The sequence below is a fragment of the Paenibacillus sinopodophylli genome, assembly GCF_005930355.1.
GTDB classification, from domain to species: domain Bacteria; phylum Bacillota; class Bacilli; order Paenibacillales; family Paenibacillaceae; genus Pristimantibacillus; species Pristimantibacillus sinopodophylli.
This window is the reverse complement of the sequence record NZ_VDBO01000001.1, coordinates 735,982-753,647: the sequence shown is the minus strand read 5'-3', so window position 1 is coordinate 753,647 and position 17,666 is coordinate 735,982. Positions and strand designations below refer to the sequence as shown.

Annotated in this window: 19 protein-coding genes and 1 pseudogene; 6 read left to right on the top strand and 14 right to left on the bottom strand. The window is 44.1% G+C overall.

Translation table 11 applies throughout. The features are described from left to right. Positions 1–253: 253 nt before the first annotated feature. Positions 254–654, bottom strand: a pseudogene (locus FGT79_RS31760) (flavoprotein); the annotation flags it as partial. A 117-nt stretch (positions 655–771) separates the two neighbouring features. Between FGT79_RS31760 and FGT79_RS03265 the strand changes: the two are divergent. The 3 genes from FGT79_RS03265 to arsC are packed head-to-tail and all read left to right on the top strand — an operon-like array spanning position 772 to position 2,877. Further along, a complete protein-coding gene (locus tag FGT79_RS03265) occupies positions 772–1,086 on the top strand; it encodes an ArsR/SmtB family transcription factor (protein WP_138752902.1) in 315 nt (104 codons plus the stop codon). A 50-nt stretch (positions 1,087–1,136) separates the two neighbouring features. Beyond that, a complete protein-coding gene (locus FGT79_RS03260) occupies positions 1,137–2,429 on the top strand; it encodes an arsenic transporter (RefSeq protein ID WP_138751351.1) in 1,293 nt (430 codons plus the stop codon). A gap of 25 nt (positions 2,430–2,454) precedes the next feature. After that, positions 2,455–2,877 (top strand): arsenate reductase (thioredoxin), encoded by a 423-nt coding sequence (arsC, locus tag FGT79_RS03255; protein WP_138751350.1) that lies wholly within the window; start codon positions 2,455–2,457, stop codon positions 2,875–2,877. Between the two features lie 251 nt (positions 2,878–3,128). Here arsC and FGT79_RS03250 read toward each other — a convergent pair whose 3' ends face one another. The 3 genes from FGT79_RS03250 to FGT79_RS03240 are packed head-to-tail and all read right to left on the bottom strand — an operon-like array spanning position 3,129 to position 6,684. Then, positions 3,129–5,156 (bottom strand): carbohydrate-binding domain-containing protein, encoded by a 2,028-nt coding sequence (locus FGT79_RS03250; protein WP_138751349.1) that lies wholly within the window; start codon positions 5,154–5,156, stop codon positions 3,129–3,131. Positions 5,157–5,192: 36 nt separating this feature from the next. After that, positions 5,193–5,885 (bottom strand): DUF4956 domain-containing protein, encoded by a 693-nt coding sequence (locus FGT79_RS03245; protein WP_138751348.1) that lies wholly within the window; start codon positions 5,883–5,885, stop codon positions 5,193–5,195. Then, positions 5,878–6,684, bottom strand: coding sequence for a polyphosphate polymerase domain-containing protein (locus tag FGT79_RS03240; RefSeq protein ID WP_138751347.1), 807 nt, complete (start codon positions 6,682–6,684; stop codon positions 5,878–5,880). The genes FGT79_RS03245 and FGT79_RS03240 overlap by 8 nt, the downstream gene beginning before the upstream one ends. A gap of 219 nt (positions 6,685–6,903) precedes the next feature. On the opposite strand from FGT79_RS03240, the gene FGT79_RS03235 reads away from it, so the two are divergent. Then, complete coding sequence (locus FGT79_RS03235) at positions 6,904–7,581, top strand: response regulator transcription factor (protein WP_138751346.1); 678 nt, start codon at positions 6,904–6,906, stop codon at positions 7,579–7,581. Between the two features lies 1 nt (position 7,582). Next, positions 7,583–8,872, top strand: coding sequence for a sensor histidine kinase (locus FGT79_RS03230; RefSeq protein ID WP_138751345.1), 1,290 nt, complete (start codon positions 7,583–7,585; stop codon positions 8,870–8,872). Between the two features lie 116 nt (positions 8,873–8,988). Here FGT79_RS03230 and FGT79_RS03225 read toward each other — a convergent pair whose 3' ends face one another. The 10 genes from FGT79_RS03225 to FGT79_RS03180 all read right to left on the bottom strand — a co-directional run bounded on the left by FGT79_RS03225 (position 8,989) and on the right by FGT79_RS03180 (position 17,018). Beyond that, a complete protein-coding gene (locus tag FGT79_RS03225) occupies positions 8,989–9,756 on the bottom strand; it encodes an ABC transporter permease (protein WP_138751344.1) in 768 nt (255 codons plus the stop codon). After that, complete coding sequence (locus FGT79_RS03220; protein WP_138751343.1) at positions 9,757–10,518, bottom strand: ABC transporter ATP-binding protein; 762 nt, start codon at positions 10,516–10,518, stop codon at positions 9,757–9,759. Continuing rightward, on the bottom strand, positions 10,515–10,868 hold the full coding sequence (locus FGT79_RS03215) for a DUF1048 domain-containing protein (RefSeq protein WP_138751342.1): 354 nt from the start codon (positions 10,866–10,868) through the stop codon (positions 10,515–10,517). The genes FGT79_RS03220 and FGT79_RS03215 overlap by 4 nt, the downstream gene beginning before the upstream one ends. Positions 10,869–10,870: 2 nt before the next feature. Further along, positions 10,871–11,242: a DUF1048 domain-containing protein gene (locus FGT79_RS03210; RefSeq protein ID WP_138751341.1), complete on the bottom strand. Its 372-nt coding sequence runs from the start codon at positions 11,240–11,242 to the stop codon at positions 10,871–10,873. Positions 11,243–11,244: 2 nt separating this feature from the next. After that, positions 11,245–11,550 (bottom strand): PadR family transcriptional regulator, encoded by a 306-nt coding sequence (locus tag FGT79_RS03205; protein WP_171056191.1) that lies wholly within the window; start codon positions 11,548–11,550, stop codon positions 11,245–11,247. A 330-nt stretch (positions 11,551–11,880) separates the two neighbouring features. Next, positions 11,881–13,098: a M20 metallopeptidase family protein gene (locus tag FGT79_RS03200; RefSeq protein WP_138751339.1), complete on the bottom strand. Its 1,218-nt coding sequence runs from the start codon at positions 13,096–13,098 to the stop codon at positions 11,881–11,883. 318 nt (positions 13,099–13,416) lie between these two features. Continuing rightward, entirely contained in the window at positions 13,417–14,520 is a 1,104-nt protein-coding gene (locus FGT79_RS03195) for a Gfo/Idh/MocA family protein (RefSeq protein WP_138751338.1), read from the bottom strand. Between the two features lie 90 nt (positions 14,521–14,610). Next, the gene (locus tag FGT79_RS03190; protein WP_171056055.1) at positions 14,611–15,753 is read right to left on the bottom strand and encodes an NtaA/DmoA family FMN-dependent monooxygenase; all 1,143 of its coding nucleotides are present in this window, start codon (positions 15,751–15,753) and stop codon (positions 14,611–14,613) included. Continuing rightward, the gene (locus FGT79_RS31755) at positions 15,746–16,060 is read right to left on the bottom strand and encodes a hypothetical protein (RefSeq protein WP_246096117.1); all 315 of its coding nucleotides are present in this window, start codon (positions 16,058–16,060) and stop codon (positions 15,746–15,748) included. The genes FGT79_RS03190 and FGT79_RS31755 overlap by 8 nt, the downstream gene beginning before the upstream one ends. Positions 16,061–16,592: 532 nt before the next feature. After that, positions 16,593–17,018, bottom strand: coding sequence for a MarR family winged helix-turn-helix transcriptional regulator (locus FGT79_RS03180; protein ID WP_138751336.1), 426 nt, complete (start codon positions 17,016–17,018; stop codon positions 16,593–16,595). A gap of 267 nt (positions 17,019–17,285) precedes the next feature. On the opposite strand from FGT79_RS03180, the gene FGT79_RS03175 reads away from it, so the two are divergent. Then, positions 17,286–17,639, top strand: a complete 354-nt coding sequence (locus tag FGT79_RS03175) for a winged helix-turn-helix transcriptional regulator (protein WP_138751335.1) — start codon at positions 17,286–17,288, stop codon at positions 17,637–17,639. Positions 17,640–17,666 lie beyond the last annotated feature (27 nt).

Below are 17,666 nucleotides of genomic sequence, written 5' to 3'. Positions count from 1 at the left end.
CTTCACCGCGCAGTAATGGAATTTCACCACCTATATACGAAAAGACCCTCCAAAAAAGGCAATCAGCCCTTCTAGACAGTCTTCTTTTCTCTCTATCTGCTATTTCATAAAACTTGGATTTGCCTGCCCCGTAGACTCCCGAAAGAACAATGGCGATGATTATACCCGTTTTAATTTGATACATTGTATAAGACCAACCAATCAAACAGGAGTTATAGCTGAAACGAGTTTAACTTTTGCCTCTGTGTTTATTTTATTTGGTTTTATTCGCATCAACGGACGGTCCACAGCACGAAGAATTAGTAATTTTCAACGCTGTCTTTGGTCGAGAAACACTGCAAACGCCTGTTTCTGGCAAATGGAGCTTAACTTCACGTGCCGAGTCCCAATCCCCTGCTAAACCTGCTACAACACTTCTAACTTGCTCATAACCCGTAGCGAGTAAAAATGTTGGTGCACGTCCGTAACTCTTGCCCCTGTGATATAAAAACGATGCTCCGGCTGGCTAAGTTCAGCTTCTCCATGCGGCCGAACTGTACCACAACTGTGAATGTTAGGATCAATGAGATCTGCAAGCTTCGGAACGCACTCAATGGAAGAATCAGCTGCATATCGAAGCTCTCTGATGAATGAGAAATCCGGCCTTGCTCTCGTGACTATTTTGCTTCGTTTTCTATATGCGTTAACACTTATATAACACTTTACTTATATAATCAGCTGAGTATAATAATCATTGGAAGGTGTGAAACGATTTGAAGGAGTGATTACATGATTCATTCGATTGACAATCTTGCCGAGACAATGAAGCTATTGTCTGACAAGACTCGTCTTACTATCCTTGCACTGCTCAAGGAGCAAGAATTGTGCGTATGCGATATTGTAACGATACTTGAAACAACACAACCCAATATAAGCCAGCATTTAAAAAAATTAAAAGTTGGCAATTTGGTTAATGAGACAAGACGCGCACAATGGATCTATTATTCATTGAATACGGATGATAAACCTTATCTAAATGGCATCTTAAATGCGCTCCCTTCTATGAAAGAAGAACTTAAGAAGCTAAGTCCTGATTGTTGCAATTAAAGGCCATGTTTCTACAGTAGTTATTTTGAACAAGGTTTTTAGGAGGAATCATGTTAGCTATCGCATCCGTCATATTTCTTATCACCTTGATTTTCGTCATTTGGCAGCCTAAAGGTCTGAATATTGGATATTCTGCCGTTGGCGGTGCAATACTTGCCCTACTCTTTGGAATTGTAGATTTTAATGATGTGTGGGACGTAACCGGCATAGTCTGGAACGCTACATTAGCATTTGTCGCAGTTATCCTGATTTCACTCATTCTCGATGAAATCGGATTTTTTGAGTGGTCAGCACTCCATATGGCACGCTTTGCAAAAGGGAACGGTTATCTCATGTTCACCTTCGTCGTATTGCTAGGCGCTGCTGTTGCTGCATTTTTCGCAAATGATGGTGCTGCACTCATTCTTACACCGATTGTACTTGCCATGGTCAGAGCCTTGAAATTTGATGATCGTATGATTTTGCCTTTCATTATGGCAAGCGGATTTATATCCGATACGGCTTCCTTGCCGCTCGTGGTCAGTAACTTAGTCAACATCGTTTCTTCTGATTTCTTTGGCATTGGATTTGCCGAGTATGCAAGTCGTATGATTATTCCAAACTTCTTTGCTGTTGGTGCAAGCTTTCTAGTTCTATTCTTTTTTTTCAGAAGAAGCATTCCTAAGAGTTTTGATCTTAACCAGCTAAAACAGCCTCGTGAAACGATAAAGGATATGCGCATGTTTAAAATATCCTGGATTGTTTTATCTGTACTATTATTTGCTTACCTAGTAAGTGAGTTCATCTATATTCCTGTATCGATCGTTGCTTGTGTTGCAGCAATCGTCTTTATTTTTTCAGCACGCAGAAGTCCAGCTATCCATACGGGCGCAGTCATCAAAGGAGCACCATGGTCGGTTGTCGTCTTTTCCATCGGTATGTATGTCGTCGTTTATGGACTCCGAAATGTTGGACTCACTGATCAACTCGGCAAAGTGTTTCAATGGACAGCCGATCAGGGCTTATTTATCGCAACAATCGGTACAGGCTTCATCGCTGCTCTCCTCTCTTCGATTATGAATAACATGCCTACGGTTATGATCGACGCCTTGGCTATCCAGGGAACAAACACGGATGGTGTAATACGAGAGGCTCTGATTTATGCAAATGTTATTGGTTCTGATCTAGGTCCAAAAATTACGCCAATTGGATCATTAGCTACCTTATTATGGCTGCATGTGCTGTCCAAAAAAGGCGTGAAAATTACATGGGGCTATTATTTTAAAATTGGTATTGCACTGACCCTTCCCGTCTTGTTTATAACGTTAGTTGGCCTTTATTTATGGCTTAGTATTATTCACTAAATGAATATTAAAGGAGATAATTAAAATGGAAAAGAAATTGGTTTATTTCTTGTGTACGGGTAACTCTTGCCGGAGTCAAATGGCGGATGGTTTTCTTAATGCCCTCAGCAGTGAAAAATACGAAGTGAAAAGCGCAGGTCTCGAAGCACACGGACTGAACGCTAGAGCCGTTCAAGTGATGAAAGAAGCAGGCGTTGATATTAGTCAATATTCCTCTAATGTAATAGATCCAGAAATTTTAAATCGTGCATCCTATGTTATTACTCTTTGTGGCCATGCCGATGAGCATTGTCCTGTCATTTCTAATCCAAATGTGGTGAAATGGCATTGGGGCTTTGATGATCCCGCCAAAGCTTCAGGCACTGAAGTAGAAATCATGGATCAATTCAGAAACGTTCGGGATGCAATTAAGGCTCGAATCGAGAAGTTTGTGAAAGAAGGACAATAAGATGTCCATTATCAAAAGAATGCATGCGGGTACACTCCTCAATCGTGCTTATTAAACCACTACACCCTTTGTATTTAACGTTTATATTATCATAATTATCAAATTTCCCGGTAATTAGTTCAATGAAAACAGCGGCAGCCCAAGACTTTGTTTTTCAAGTCTCGGTCTGCCGCTGTTTGATTTTGGTCAAGTCCAACAATTCGATCTAGAGGGCTGACGGTTATCAATTAAGCTACATTAAATCAAGTCTTTCACTCAGTTAAGGCACCGTCAGCTGGAGGCTGACCACCTTCCTGGCCCCTCATTGGACGTCCACCACCGCCCATGCCTCCTCCCATACCCATGCCACTCTGAGCAGTCGTTATGCCGGACTCGTTCACCCAAGTTGCAACGCTCGTAATCTCAAAGCTCACGATCTTCGTACCTCCTGTGTACTCGCCGCCTTTATACAATCCATTCGTTTCTGTGCCGGTAGACGAGCCACCTGAGTAGATGGTATACGTGCTGCCTTGCTTCAGGTCAGGTGAGCTGATCATGATTGATTGGAATGTTTTGGTCGGAGCAACCGTCGCAATTTCGTTTCCTTCACTGTCTTCGAGACGAACCATCGTTCCAGCTTCCATTGTCGAAGGGAAGGTCATGAGTACCGATTGCTGCGTCGACGTATCGGAAGTCGATTGCACCATTCCCGAACTGCCTGCAGCGATCAGGTAGCCACCTGTCATTTCGAACGTGCCATCATAATCAAGAGAGCCGTTGCCCGCATTGGTTGGACCGCTAACGATCACTGTGCCGCCGCTCATCACGATCGAACCGTTGGAGTCGAGTCCGTCCCCGGTCGCGTTCACGTAATGGGTGCCTCCGCTTATCGTCATCAGGTGAGTTCCGTCGGTAATCGTGTTCTGTCCCGCACGTCCGTCCACTGATGACCCGTCGTTGCCGCCTCCCACGTTCACGCCATCATCGGACGCCGTAATCTTGGTCTCGCCACCTGCCAGGTTGATGATGGAGCCTTCGATACCTTCGTAGCTCTTCGTAATGTTGATCTTCCCGCCAGCTATCGTAACCGCGGTATCTGCATGGATACCGTCGTCGCCAGTTGTGAGTGTTAACTCGCCACCAGCAATCGTCAGATTGCCATTGCTGTGAACAGCGTCGTCCGCTGAATCGATCTCGAACGTGCCGCCTCCCACTTGAATATCAGTGCCTGCTTTCAAACCTTTCGCGCTTGTCGATTCAACTGCCGTTGCAGTCGAATCCGTACTGGTCTCCGTGCTTGCCGTATCAGGCGCTGCTTGCTGACCCCTGCCAAAGCCGCCGCGTTCTTCGACATGCGTCTCTCCGTTAACGCTGCCGCCGCCAGTTATGAGCGAGAATGTACCGCCATTTACAAGCATTGCTGTTTCCGCTTGAAGCGCGTCGTTGCCGGACGTAATGTTGAACGTCCCGCCGCCGATGGCGATAATGCCTTTGCCTTCTTCATCGGCGTTCGTCGATTTCACACCATCTCCGCCTGCTTCGACCGTCAGCTTTGCACCTTCCAGAGCAGCCACACGGTCTTTGCCGAGTACGCCATCATCGATTGCCTTAACCACAATCGTACCTGAAACCAGCTTCAAGTCATCTCTGCTATTGATGCCGTTATTGAAGTTCCCTTCCACTGTTAAATTGCCCGTTCCATTAATCGTCAGGTCCGCTTTACTATATAAGGCTGCATTCGGTTCATCGGTAGTCGCATCGGCATAGACGTAGTTCTTGCCGTCTGACAGCTTGTTTTCCGTGCCTTCTTGCAACGTTACAATAACCTTCCCTGCTTCTACGATATACAGTGGAGCACTGTCGTTATCATGCATCTCCACGCCGTTCAGGACAAGGTGTACCGTACCGTCCGGTGCGTCAACCGTTAACTGTCCGTCGTTCAGTGTACCGCTTAATACGTACGTACCAGCCTCCGTTATGCTAACCGAACCACTTTCGCCTACAGCAGCTCCGGCTCCGCTCACGCTAGCCGATGTGCCGTTATAAACAATCTTCGTCGAGCTGTCTTCGCTCCACTCCGTGTTGTAGTCTGCATCATCGAATTTCACGAGTTCGTCCATCGACAACTCGGTTGTCGTAACTGCTGTTTCACCTGTCTGCTCGCTTGTCGATGCCGTTTCCACAACTACCGTATTGCCAGATGCCGCCGTATTATTGCTACCATTGCTGCAGGCAGAAGTTAGCAGCACCGTGCATAAAGCAATTATGCCCAAAAAGTGTTTTATTTTCGTCTTTTTCATATTAATCTTCCTTCCATATTGTAAAATGTTGTTGTATTAATAATCGGCTGGGCCCGTAGGGACCATTGTTAGGGACAAATCCAAGTTGCCATTGCGACATCGGATTGCGTCGAGGAATTCCTTCTGGTTCGTCTTCTGATTCAAGGTAACGTTGTAAACGAGCTCATACAAACTGCCAAGCTCAGTCGTGCGAATTTTTTTCAGTTCATATGCAACACCAAACGTAGTGAATACTTCTACGAATGCTTCTTCGTAGCTTAAGCTTTCTGGAATCGTGACTTTCAACTGCTTCTGAGCCGACTTTCTCGCTCCGAAGTTGGTTTTGTTTAAAATAAACATCAAAGCACATAGGATTAAAGTGAACAATACTGCGTAACCGAAGGCGCCTACGCCGCAAGCTAGACCGGCAGCCATTGTGAACAGAACATATGCGATATCCTTCGGGTCGCCGGGTGCGCTTCGGAACCGGATGATAGAGAAGGCTCCTGCAAGGCTGAAAGCACGCGCAATATTGCTTCCGATTAGGAGAATAATAATGGCGACGATTGTGGGCAGAATGATCATCGTTAGTGTGAAATTTTGCGAATAGCTGGATGGGCTCGTCTTCATGTACGTGAAGCTGATAATAGCGCCAAGTGCAATGGCGACTAAGATTGTGATGATGGAGCTGCCTAGGGTCATTGTGGTGGTTGTAGTTGTGGGATTGAAAAAGGTTTCGAAATCAAACATAGAGTACACGCTCTCTTTCCATAAATGGTGTTGTTATTGTTGTTTGCGTATTCAGTGCGGTTTCCCTTGCTAACATGGGTCGCACGTTGCTCTGTCTTACCGTCTTCTTGTACTCGTTGCCATATTTGGAGTAGCTAGTACGGTATAATCCATGCGTTGATAATAGACGGGAAAGCCATAACGGAATTGTATTCTCCGCCTTAACTTCCATCAGCCACATGTTGGCCGGATCGAGAAGTTCGCCATGATCGCCATGCTCAAGCCCTAAGTCGCAGCGGCGATGGCGGATGTTCGTGTCGAAGGTGATGCGTAGGTCTCGGCTTACCTTACTAAACATCGCCTTCCGTTCATATGCCAGATACACCTTCGGCTCGAGCTTGTAGCGACAGAGAAAATATTTGATTTCCTCAATCACTTGCTTGTTCATGTAAGGCTTGAATTTGGGCTCAATTCCGGTTTGCACGAACTCGTATGCTTCGTTTAGCTTCAGACCCGTTCTTCGTTTGTTGACGAGACCGAACACCTTCTTCTTCATTTCCAGGTAAACCTTCGCGTCACCACTTGGTACGCCGTAAGCTCTTAACCGAAGCTTCTCCTTGTATTTCGGCTTCGATAGGCTCGCACGGATAAGCGAATCATGCGGTGTATCGAAGTAAAGATTGCTGATCGAATAAAACTCATGCTGCTTGTTATATTCATCAAGCTCCATATAATCATGCAGGTCGCTATAAAATCGAAGATATGCATCATGGTCCAGCAAGTATTTGTTCTCATATCGGTTGAACACTTCAATAGCCATAATTGTTTCATTCCTTTCTGCAGTTCGTTGTGGTCTCATTTCTTATATCTGTATCTTAATCCCCCAACCTTTAGTGAATCTTAAATCGATTTACAATTCCTTTAAAAAATTACGCTTCCTATATATAGCGATTACGCCAAAACAGTTAAGGTTGGCTAAAGGTTCAATTGATATAATAGGAATATGAAATTTAGATAAACAGCAAAGGATGAACAGCCAATGCGAATTCTAATCGCAGAAGATGAAATACATTTGGCGGAAGCCTTGTCCCAACTATTGAAGAAACAGAACTACTCTGTGGATGTCGTCCATGACGGCAGATCCGCTTACGATTTCGCGCTTAGTGGCATCTACGATCTTCTGCTGCTCGATGTCATGATGCCTGAGATGGATGGCTTCGCCGTGCTCCGCAAGCTGAGAAGTGTAGGCGCCGCAACACCAGTCATTCTGCTTACCGCCAAAGGTGAGATTACGGACAAAGTAATTGGACTCGATTATGGTGCCGATGATTATATCGCTAAACCGTTCTCGACAGAGGAGCTGATGGCCCGAATACGCGCTGCACTAAGGCGTAAAGGAGAGGTCGTCCCGGAGGATGCGTTGACTTTCGGGGATATTGAGCTGAATTCAGCCCTACTAAAGCTGACCGTTAAGGGTAAGGAATTAAAACTGAACCTGAAGGAAAGCGAGCTGCTCGAGCTGCTTGTGACGCGGAAGCTAGCTGTAACATCGAAGGAACAGATTATTGAAAAACTGTGGGGTTTTGACTCGAACGCAGAATACAACAATGTGGAGGTGTATATTTCGTTCCTACGGAAGAAGCTGACCTTTCTGCATTCGGCTGTGAAGATTACAACGATCAGAGGCGTTGGTTACAACCTGGAGGTGACAGAGTAGCATGTTCAAAAAGCTCAAAAACCGTTTTCTGCTACTGAACCTAATTACGATCACCATCATGATGTTGGCTACTTTCACGGCCATCTATGTCATCACTTATCAAAATGTGAAACGCGACATCGCAATGGAACTGCATCAAGTTTCGGAATTTTATCATAAACAGCAGGACGGTCCTAGAAGATTCGATCCCAATGATGACGGCGCATCACTTCCAGATGAGATTCAGGGCGAGCCCCCTGTGGGCATGGAAAACGATGGCTGGCGGCCCGAGCGTTCTATATCATTCAAACTAGAAACAGATAGCTCTGGCACGTTAACAAGCACAGACTCGCGGTTTGATATGGAGGATTCCTTCTACCAAGAGGCACTTCAAGAAGCACTAGCTACGGGCAAAACGACCGGCCAACTCAAGCTGGACGGAAACGAATGGGCGTTTATTGTTCAGACGACCACTGCTTCAGGCAGTATGTTCGTTTTCATGGATGTCACCGCGCAGCAAAGCATTTTGACAAATTTGATTTATACATTCGGTGCTGTCGCTCTCGTTATGCTCGTCGTCATTTATTTCATCAGCCGATATTTCGCCAGTCGATCTATTGCTCCGGTTATGGAGGCCTTCGAGAAGCAGAAGCAGTTTATAGCCAACGCTTCCCACGAGTTGAAGACGCCTCTTGCAGTTATACAGACTAATGCAGACGTGCTACTCGCTAATAGTGAGGATACGATTGTGAACCAAGCCAAGTGGTTGTATGTCATTAAGCAAGAAACGCTTCGTATGGCCCAGTTGACGGGTGATCTTCTCTATCTGACCGAGATGGAGGACTCACGTGCTATCATGATGCATGTTGAGTTCGATCTTAGCGATGCAGTGGAGACGATTATGCTGACGATGGAAGCTGTGATTTTCGAGAAGGAACTCCAACTTGACTATGATATTGAGCCTGGACTGACGGTGAATGGCAGCAGCGAGCAGATCAAGCAGGTCATCATGATCTTGCTCGACAATGCCATCAAATACGCGGGGCCGCGCGGATCAATCAATATTGCGCTGAAGAAACAACATCAGGATGTCGTTCTGTCGGTTACGAACACGGGCGAAGGCATTGCAGCAGAGCACTTGCACCGGATCTTCGATCGATTCTATCGCACAGACTCTTCCCGCTCTCGCACCCAAGGTGGACATGGACTGGGCCTTGCCATTGCCAAATCGATTGTTGATCAGCACAACGGCAGGCTTTACGCGAGGAGCGAGCTTGGCGAATCAACGACTTTCTATTTGCATCTGGACTAGATGACCTTGAAACTAAATGCACCCCTGTTAGGTCATCGATTCATCCAAGAAGCTTAGCCAATCTCTATTAGGGGGTGCACTTCAGGGAGCTGCGTATGGATCCTTCTTCCAGCATTTCATATCCGCTTCTTATACGCCTTCATTGCAAAGACATATGCGACGAGCATGATTCCGATGCACCATGCAAGAGCAACCCAGATATCATTGCCCATTGGCTGACCTGACATTAACGCACGAATAGCTTCCACGATTGACGTTACTGGCTGGTTTTCAGCAAAGACGCGAACGACAGTGGGCATCGAGTTGGTCGGCACAAACGCCGAACTGATAAACGGCAGGAAGATCAGTGGATAGGAAAACGCGCTGGCGCCTTCCACCGATTTGGCGGATAGTCCGGCAATCGCCGCGACCCAAGTCAAAGCTAGTGTAAACAGCACAAGTATACCGGCTACGGCTAGCCAAGGCAGCACTCCTGACGATGAACGAAAGCCCATCATGAGCGCTACGAGAATGATGACGATAATAGAAATAATGTTGGATACTACTGATGTTATAACATGTCCCCATAACACGGCAGAACGCGAAATCGGCATGGAATGGAACCGCTCAATTATACCCCGTTGCTTATCCAAAAACAGGCGGTAAGCCGTATAAGATATACTACTTGCAATTGCAATCAGCAAGATGCCAGGCAACAGGTAGTTCACATAGTTATCCGATCCGGTTTGGATCGCGCCACCAAATACATAGACAAACAGCAGCATCATCGCAATCGGAGTGATGCAGACCGTTATGATGGTATCCATGCTGCGGGAAATATGGCGCATAGAGCGCCCAAGCATAACAGCTAAATCGCTGAAAAAATGTTTTTTTACTGTCTCCATTTATATAGCCTCCTTCTTACCGATGATTGCGAGGAATATTTCCTCTAAAGATAGCTGTTTTTCAACATACTCAACCTTCGCTTGCGGGAATAGCTTTTTCAGCTCAGAGAGCGTTCCGCCCGCAATAATCCTGCCCTCATGCAGGATGGCAATACGGTCGGCAAGCTGTTCCGCCTCCTCCAAATACTGTGTAGTAAGAAATATCGTTGTACCTCCAGCGGCAAGTTCCTTTACCATCTTCCAAACCTCGATGCGCGCTTCGGGGTCAAGTCCTGTTGTCGGCTCGTCAAGGAAAACAATCTGCGGTTTTCCTACGAGACTAAGGGCGATGTCGAGCCTGCGGCGCATGCCACCAGAGTAAGTAGATGCTTTGCGATCAGCAGCTTCTGTCAAACCAAAACGCCTAAGCAAGTCATCTGCAACCTGACGCGGATTTTGAAGGTATCTTAGCTTTGCAATCATGATCAGATTTTCCCGTCCAGTTAAAATTTCATCCACGGCGGCAAATTGCCCGGTCAGACTGATGGCCTGCCGTACATGGTCGGGGCTTAATGTAACGTCGAATCCATTTACGGTAATGGATCCGCTGTCTGGTTGAAGCAGTGTGCTGAGGATTTTGACAACAGTTGTCTTGCCCGCGCCATTGGAGCCGAGCAGAGCAAAAATACTGCCCTTCTCTACCTCGAGATTTACGTCCTTGAGGACTTGATGCTGTTTGTAGGATTTTTGCAGAGCCTTTACTTGGATAGCGATTTCTTTCATTTAGAATCGCTCCCCTCTCCGAATTTATTCCTCAAGTCGCGGTTTAATCTATTGCGAAAGTTATCGGTCCACTTTCTTGTATCGCGTAAAAGCTCGTCGCAGAACCCAGCAACATCTTCGCCCGTTATGTCAAGAACGTGCTTGCCATCCGCGGCGCTAGCTTCAAACAGCTCAATTAATTCACTCTGAATTTTCAACATGTCAGAGCCGTCTCCTACCGCGAAACTCCAGATATACCCATGGATTTTTTCGAAAACAAACCGATAATCTTCAGGAAGTACTTCGATTCTTGTCATTTGCGCCTTATACTCTTTTTTATCCCCAATTATTTTTTTGATCTGCTCCAGCATCGTTATTGCCCCTTCTTATTAAATTTTTCCATTATATCTTTGTTTATTTTTTCTCGCAGTGATTCTGTGTTGATAACCGAAGCGAGCATAAACTCATCACTAAATTTGCCGACATCATTGCCTATAATATTAAGAATCGGTCTGCCCTCTGCTGCGCTTTCTTCAAATAAATCCACTAAGCTCGTAAACATCGTTAAGTCAGTAAATATTGTCATGTCACCGCCTGGGGGGCCAACGCTAAACATATAATGTTGAATTTTGCGAAACGCATACCGATAATCTTTCGGGAGGGTGTCAACTCGCTTCATAAATTGCTTATAGACTCGTTTTTCTTCTAAGTCACCAATAATTAATTTAATAATTGAATCCAGCATTATTATTGCTCCTCCTTTAGTTGGTTGAGTTTTGACGTGATGAACCCCCATTTCTCCCAAAATCTTTTCAGCTCCTCAAGCCCTGCGTCGTTGAGTGTGAAAAACTTTCGAGGTGGTCCCATGTCTGATGGCTTTTTGGTAATCTCTACAAGCCTGTTTTTTTCAAGCCGGATCAGAATGGTGTACACCGTCCCCTCTACGACATCAGCGAAACCAAGAGCGTTCAACTGCCGTGTAATTTCGTAGCCGTAGGTTTCTTTGCGGCTAATAATTTCAAGGACGCAGCCTTCAAGCACACCTTTTAGCATTTCAGTTAAATTTTCCAACCCACTCACTCCTAGCTATTCTGTATGACTGGTATCGCGTATTACTTACTACCACTACATAGTAAAACGTAGTAGCTTGTTTTGTCAATAGCGTTTGCTGTGATTATGGCACCTCTGTCAATTAGAATAGGGTATAAAAAAGGCATTGAATCTCTTCCCTCCTATAAATAGGAACTACTGGGTGTGGGACTCAATGCCTTTTTAGTTTTATCAGAGAATAAAAACAAGCATGATATGCCACCAGTCAAAATGGCCGTTTGATAAAAAATATTCAAAAATCTCTTCCAGTTTGAAGTGGCAAGTACTACAGAATTAGAATTTATATTCTTTAATAGCTTGTATCACCCATTGTACAAATAATTTGGAGCCCGCAGTTAAAGCTTCCTCATTTACATCAAACAATGGATGATGCAGTGGATAAACGTCTTTGTTATTTGCCTCTCTGATTCCAAGAAACGCAAAAGCCCCCGGGATCTTCTCGACAAACAATGCAAAATCTTCACCGGCTAAGCTAGGTTTGTCTAGATGAGCAATGCTTTCTTTACCTAATGCAATCTCTGCAGCCAGTACAGTAAGATTCACTGCTACCTCATGATTAATTAATGGAGTTCCTAATCGGTATTGCGAAGAATAACTCCCTCTGTATGTATCCGCAATAGCTGCGGCTCGACTTTCTAATAATTCTTGCAATTTTTGAACCATTGAAGAGCTTAAGACGCGATAAGTACCGCTCAGTTTGCTCTCTCCAGCGATTGCATTTATTGCTGTACCGGCATGCAAAGTACCAAAACATAATACGGAAGTTTCAAAAGGATCGAATTCTGTTGCCAATCCTATTTTGACATCAGCGATGAATTGAGTTGCCATAGTCAGTGCGTCAATCGCTAGATGAGGGGTACTGTGATGGCCGTTCAACCCTTGAAAAGTAACATGAAAATGTGTAGATGCGGCCATCGCATGATTTCTATGGATGCCAATCGTACCTAATGGAAGTTCTGGCCAAACGTGGAGGGCAAAGCAAAGTTCAGCATCATCTACGAATCCTGATTCCAGAATATCTCTACTGCCACTAATCATTCGTCCATCAATAGGACTCGGAAGCGCACTTTCTTCTGCAGCTTGAAATACAAATTTAATGACACCAGAAACGTGATCACGGAACTTTACAAGCGTTTTAGCAGCCCCAAGAAGCATCGCCATGTGAGCATCATGTCCGCAGGCATGCATATAACCTGCTCTTTCCGATCGATAAGCGTATGGATTCTCTTCCGAAATCGGAAGTGCATCCATATCGGCGCGAAGAAGAATCGTAGGGCCAGGTCTACCACTATCGAGTACACCTATTACACCCATTCCGAAATGTTTTCCAACTTGAGTATGTACGATCAGACCGATATTACTCAAGTATTCAGCAATACTGGCTGCTGTGCGTGGAACGTCAAATAAAGTCTCAGGGAAGCGGTGAAAATCTCTGCGAAGACCAACAATCTCGTCTTTTAGAGAATCGACGTATTTTAGAATGGTGTCCACTTATTATCTCCCTTACATATCGAATAATGTACGCTTGTTCTTACACAGGTTTATACCACAAGATTTGTTATAATGGCAATCATTCTTTCTACAATAATGTTACTCTATCTCAAGGTTCCACTTGTGGAGGAATGTTTACAACGTCAATAAAAAACAGCGGCATGTCTTGGACTGACTAGAAAATATCGTCCTAGATTGCCGCTGTTTGTTTTATCAACCAACTCTCGATTGCAATATACTGAGCCTTGAACAACTGCGTGTCCAGACCCTTTCTTCAATTATTTATTAAGCTTTTTTGTTTTTCTTAGTCAGTTCCATTCATAAATACTGCCGTTCTCCTGTATGTGCTGCTTTCTCTACGGTATCTAGTAACTGATGTAGTTTGACCGCATCCACAAAATTTGGTGTTAAGGATGTACCTTCCTGAATGTCTTGGGCGAACTTATGGTATGCCTGAGCTATATTCAGAACAAATCCTGAGTCCTGCTTAAGGGATTCTGGTACCGAGTAATAGGAATCGGGAATCGTTAATTCATGCAATTCTTGGTCTGCAGGTCCTGCTCCCCGTAATAGATGTGACCCGAATTGGATTGAAGCAGGTGCGCTCAACACGATTGTTCCTTTGTCTCCGAAAATTTCAAGTGTAAGTCCAGTTTCATGTTTGACTCCCCCTTGAATATGAACACTGGCTGCAGCACCGTTCGTCAATTTACCTGTAATCAGAATTTGATCATCCGTCGTCTTCTTAATGATTTTATTTATATCTACTAAATCGACTTCAGGAAACTGCTGTGCAGTGACGGCAGAAAGTTCTATAAAGTCACCAAGCATGTAGGTGAATGCATCCAGATTGTGCCCTCCTACAATGGTGAGCAAGTTCCCTCCTAATGTACGATCGAATAAATACGCAGTAGATGTATCACCCACGCCACCCATCCCAGCAATAAATACTTTTAGATTGGCTGACAATACTTTTCCAACATAACCTTCTGCCAATAGGTCTTTCACATACTGAACTGCCGGAGCCTGTCGAGCCTGTAGTCCAATTGCGTTGGGCAACTGTCCGGAAGCTGCCCATTCTTGCATTTCGATTGCTTCAGCAGTATTTGATCCGAGCGGCCATTCGCAATATATCGGTTTTCCAGCAGGAGCAATAGCTTTAACGGCACAATAATGGTCCTTAACGTTAATACTAACGACGACCATATCCACATCGGGATGTTGAGCCAAATCCTCCATTTGATCAAAGCTGTGAGCAGCCCCGAATGCCTGAGCGCTCTTCCTTGCACTATCCATATTACTCGTCCCGACTGCTGTAAGCTCATACTCATTCAGATGTTCAATAGCTGGAATATGTGTTCCTCTCGCCCATCCATTATTTATCGATCCGCCAATGATTCCTGTACGTATTTTTTTACTCATATCAAACAGCTCCTTATTATTACTTTTGGTCAAATACTACGGATATATGAATGTCTGCATTTTTCATAAAAGTTCTTACACATTCAGCATCTATATCTTTCTCTCTACGGCATGTCTATTCTCGGGATAAGGATGCTCCAGATTTCCACGTAATGTATGGGACTCATATTCTTCGCGGAACAGGCCTCTCTCTTGAAGAATCGGTAAAACCAGGTCAATAAAATCATCAATTCCAGAAGGATGATCCTGACGAATTAGCAGTAAATCCATGGCACCAGATGCATGCCATTGTTCAATCAACTTCGCGACATGTTCTGCTGAGCCGAAGAACAACGGCTTAGGCAGTTTATAACCTAGAGGTAAAGTCGCTTGCAACTCCTCTAATTTTTTAAGTGCTTCAGCTTCTGTTCTACCTACGATCGGATTTTGCGTCACCATAATCAATACATCATCTTGTGATCGCTCAGCCAGCACCGCTCTCCTTTTCAATTCTTTACCGAACAGCTTCGCATCATATTCATTCTCTCCGGGAATGAGTACGCCCTCTGCATGCTTTGCGGCAATATCCATTAAGGTATCTGACGTTCCCGCTTGAAAGATAACAGGTCTTCCTTGAGGTGAGCGACTAATGTTTAATGGCCCGTCGACTGAAAAATATTTACCACTATAATTCAAGGGATGCATCTTGTTAGGATTGAAGAAAATCCCACTATCCTTGTCACGAATGAATGCATCGTCTTCATAGGAATCCCACAATCCTCTCACAATTTCGAGGAATTCCTTGTTCATCGGGTATAAGTCTGCCTTGGTCAGATGCGACCGACTGTAATTAGCTAATCCTCCGGGATTGGATGTTATTGCGTTCCATCCTGCCCGTCCGTTGCTAATTTTATCGAGAGAGGCCATCTGTCTAGCTACTGTAAATGGATCGGCATAAGATGTTGCAATGGTGGCTACAAGTCCAATATGGGTCGTCACCATACTTAGCGCAGACAAGATTGTTACTCCTTCGAACATACTAAGGTAGTGTGGAATCATTCTGGGTCCGATATGGCTGACATCAGCCAAAAAGACCATGTCCAGCTTACCTTCTTCTGCCCGTTTGGCCTTTTCCACATAATAATGAAGGTTCTCACTTGCATTTGACGGCATTTCGGAATGACGCCAGCCTGTATGATTCCAGCCGACACCATCAACAATCGCTCCGATTTTAAGTTTTTTTCTTTTAATCATGCTGCACCTCATTTCGGTTCAAGCCGAACTCTGTAGCCAATAATTCATATGCTTTAACTCTTGCTGTCTGTTTCGGATAAAAGTCAGCTATCATGATTTCGTCAGTTGCTGACTCACTGGCTTTGGCTCTTAAAGTAATAGCTACATGGTTAATGCTTCCGATTACAAATCGTTCACGATTGTATTCCCTAGCTCTTTCTTCGTCAGGTGTGTACGTATGGGAGGCAGCTTCCTCAGGACTAGGAAAAGAAAGATTAGAAGATCCTGTTGCCATCCTTGCCCACATAAGTTCTAACGGACTGCTCAAGTATTTTGCCTCTTTATCCGTTTCAGCAGTGATAACGGGAATAGTCAAAATGCTCCTTGGTACCTTCAGATACGAAGATGGATTGAAATTTTTACGATAGAATTGTAAAATCGGTATTGCTAACCTCGGTGCGAGATGTGCAGCATATAGTCTGAGAGGCAGCGTGTAGACTAAGCAGGTCTGGTGATGTATTGATTTGACTTGTCGTATTGTGATGCTCCGTAAACCAATATCTTATATATCCCAACTGATCGGCTAATCGCACAACCTCAGTTGTATATTCCAGACTATCTATGGGATTAGCGTTTTATAGATGTGAACAAAATTCAAAATGGATAACTATAGATCATTCACTTTGTTGATTACGTTCATAGCAGATGCTCCTTTCTTCAATTTCAATCTACTTGTGCAATTTATTTAGCCTACTAAATAAATAATCGTATTAGAATCAGGGTCTGTTCCCCAGCTAAATAGGATATTAGTATCTCCAATATATATTTAGCTTACTAAATATATATTGGAGATAAGAGAGTTATAATAAATTACTCTCCATTTGTTGCAGAAATTGTTTTAATACCAGACGGTCTTCCGTAGAAATGGATTGAAGTAATTTCTCTTGATGCTGTCTCCATTTGATCTCGACCGGTGTCTCTAATGCTTTGCCTTTGTCTGTTAGAAAAATACGCATGATCCTTGCATCTTGGCCATCACGTTTGCGGTATATGAATCCGTTCTGTTCCAGTGATTTCACCATATTCGTTACCGTTGGCGGCTCGCATTTTAAGTGTTCACATAATTGCATTTGCGTTACCCCATCGCCCAACCATAATCGATACAATAGATTATCTTGCCCCACATAAAGATTAAGCTCACGCAGTGATTCACCATAATTTCGACGCATCTGCGAGGAGATCCGATCTAGCGACTGACGAATATCGCAATCCACTGCATCTGTCATGAACTCACCTCCCACTATCCGAATCTATTTAGCAGACTAAATGTATCATGGTGAAAAACAGGTGTCAATTTAGCTAATTCAAGGGAATAGTCACAGAGTAGATCCACTTTTTTTGTGGTACAATAATGCTTAGCCTGCTAACTAAATGTTGAAGCATGTTGTTCCGTTCTGTGACTTTATCTTAAGTTTATTTGCTGAATTTGCAAAGAGGGCAATATAAATGAACCAAGTACATTTTCTTGTACCTTTAGATTGGGAGCGATATTCATGAGGGTTTGTAATGATGGATTTGATAAAGCGTTTATCGATGAAAAAAGGGATATGTACGCGATTGCCTTTACCCAGAATGTGCTGTCAGGTCGTTGGAAATACTTTATATTATGGTATCTAAAAGGAGATACACGCCGTTATTCAGATATAAAAAATTTTCTTGGTGGTTTATCTCAAGGTTCTCTCACGAAGCAACTTAAGGAGCTCGAGAAAGATGGAGTAATTAAACGTGTGGTTTATTCGGAAGTTCCTCCGCGAGTAGAGTATTCATTAACAAATAAAGGAGTTAAATTACTACCGATCCTGGAGAAGATGGAGGATTTCGGTAAGGAATTTGGAGTAAACTCTTAATGGTTGAGTGTTTAAGGTATCCCTTTG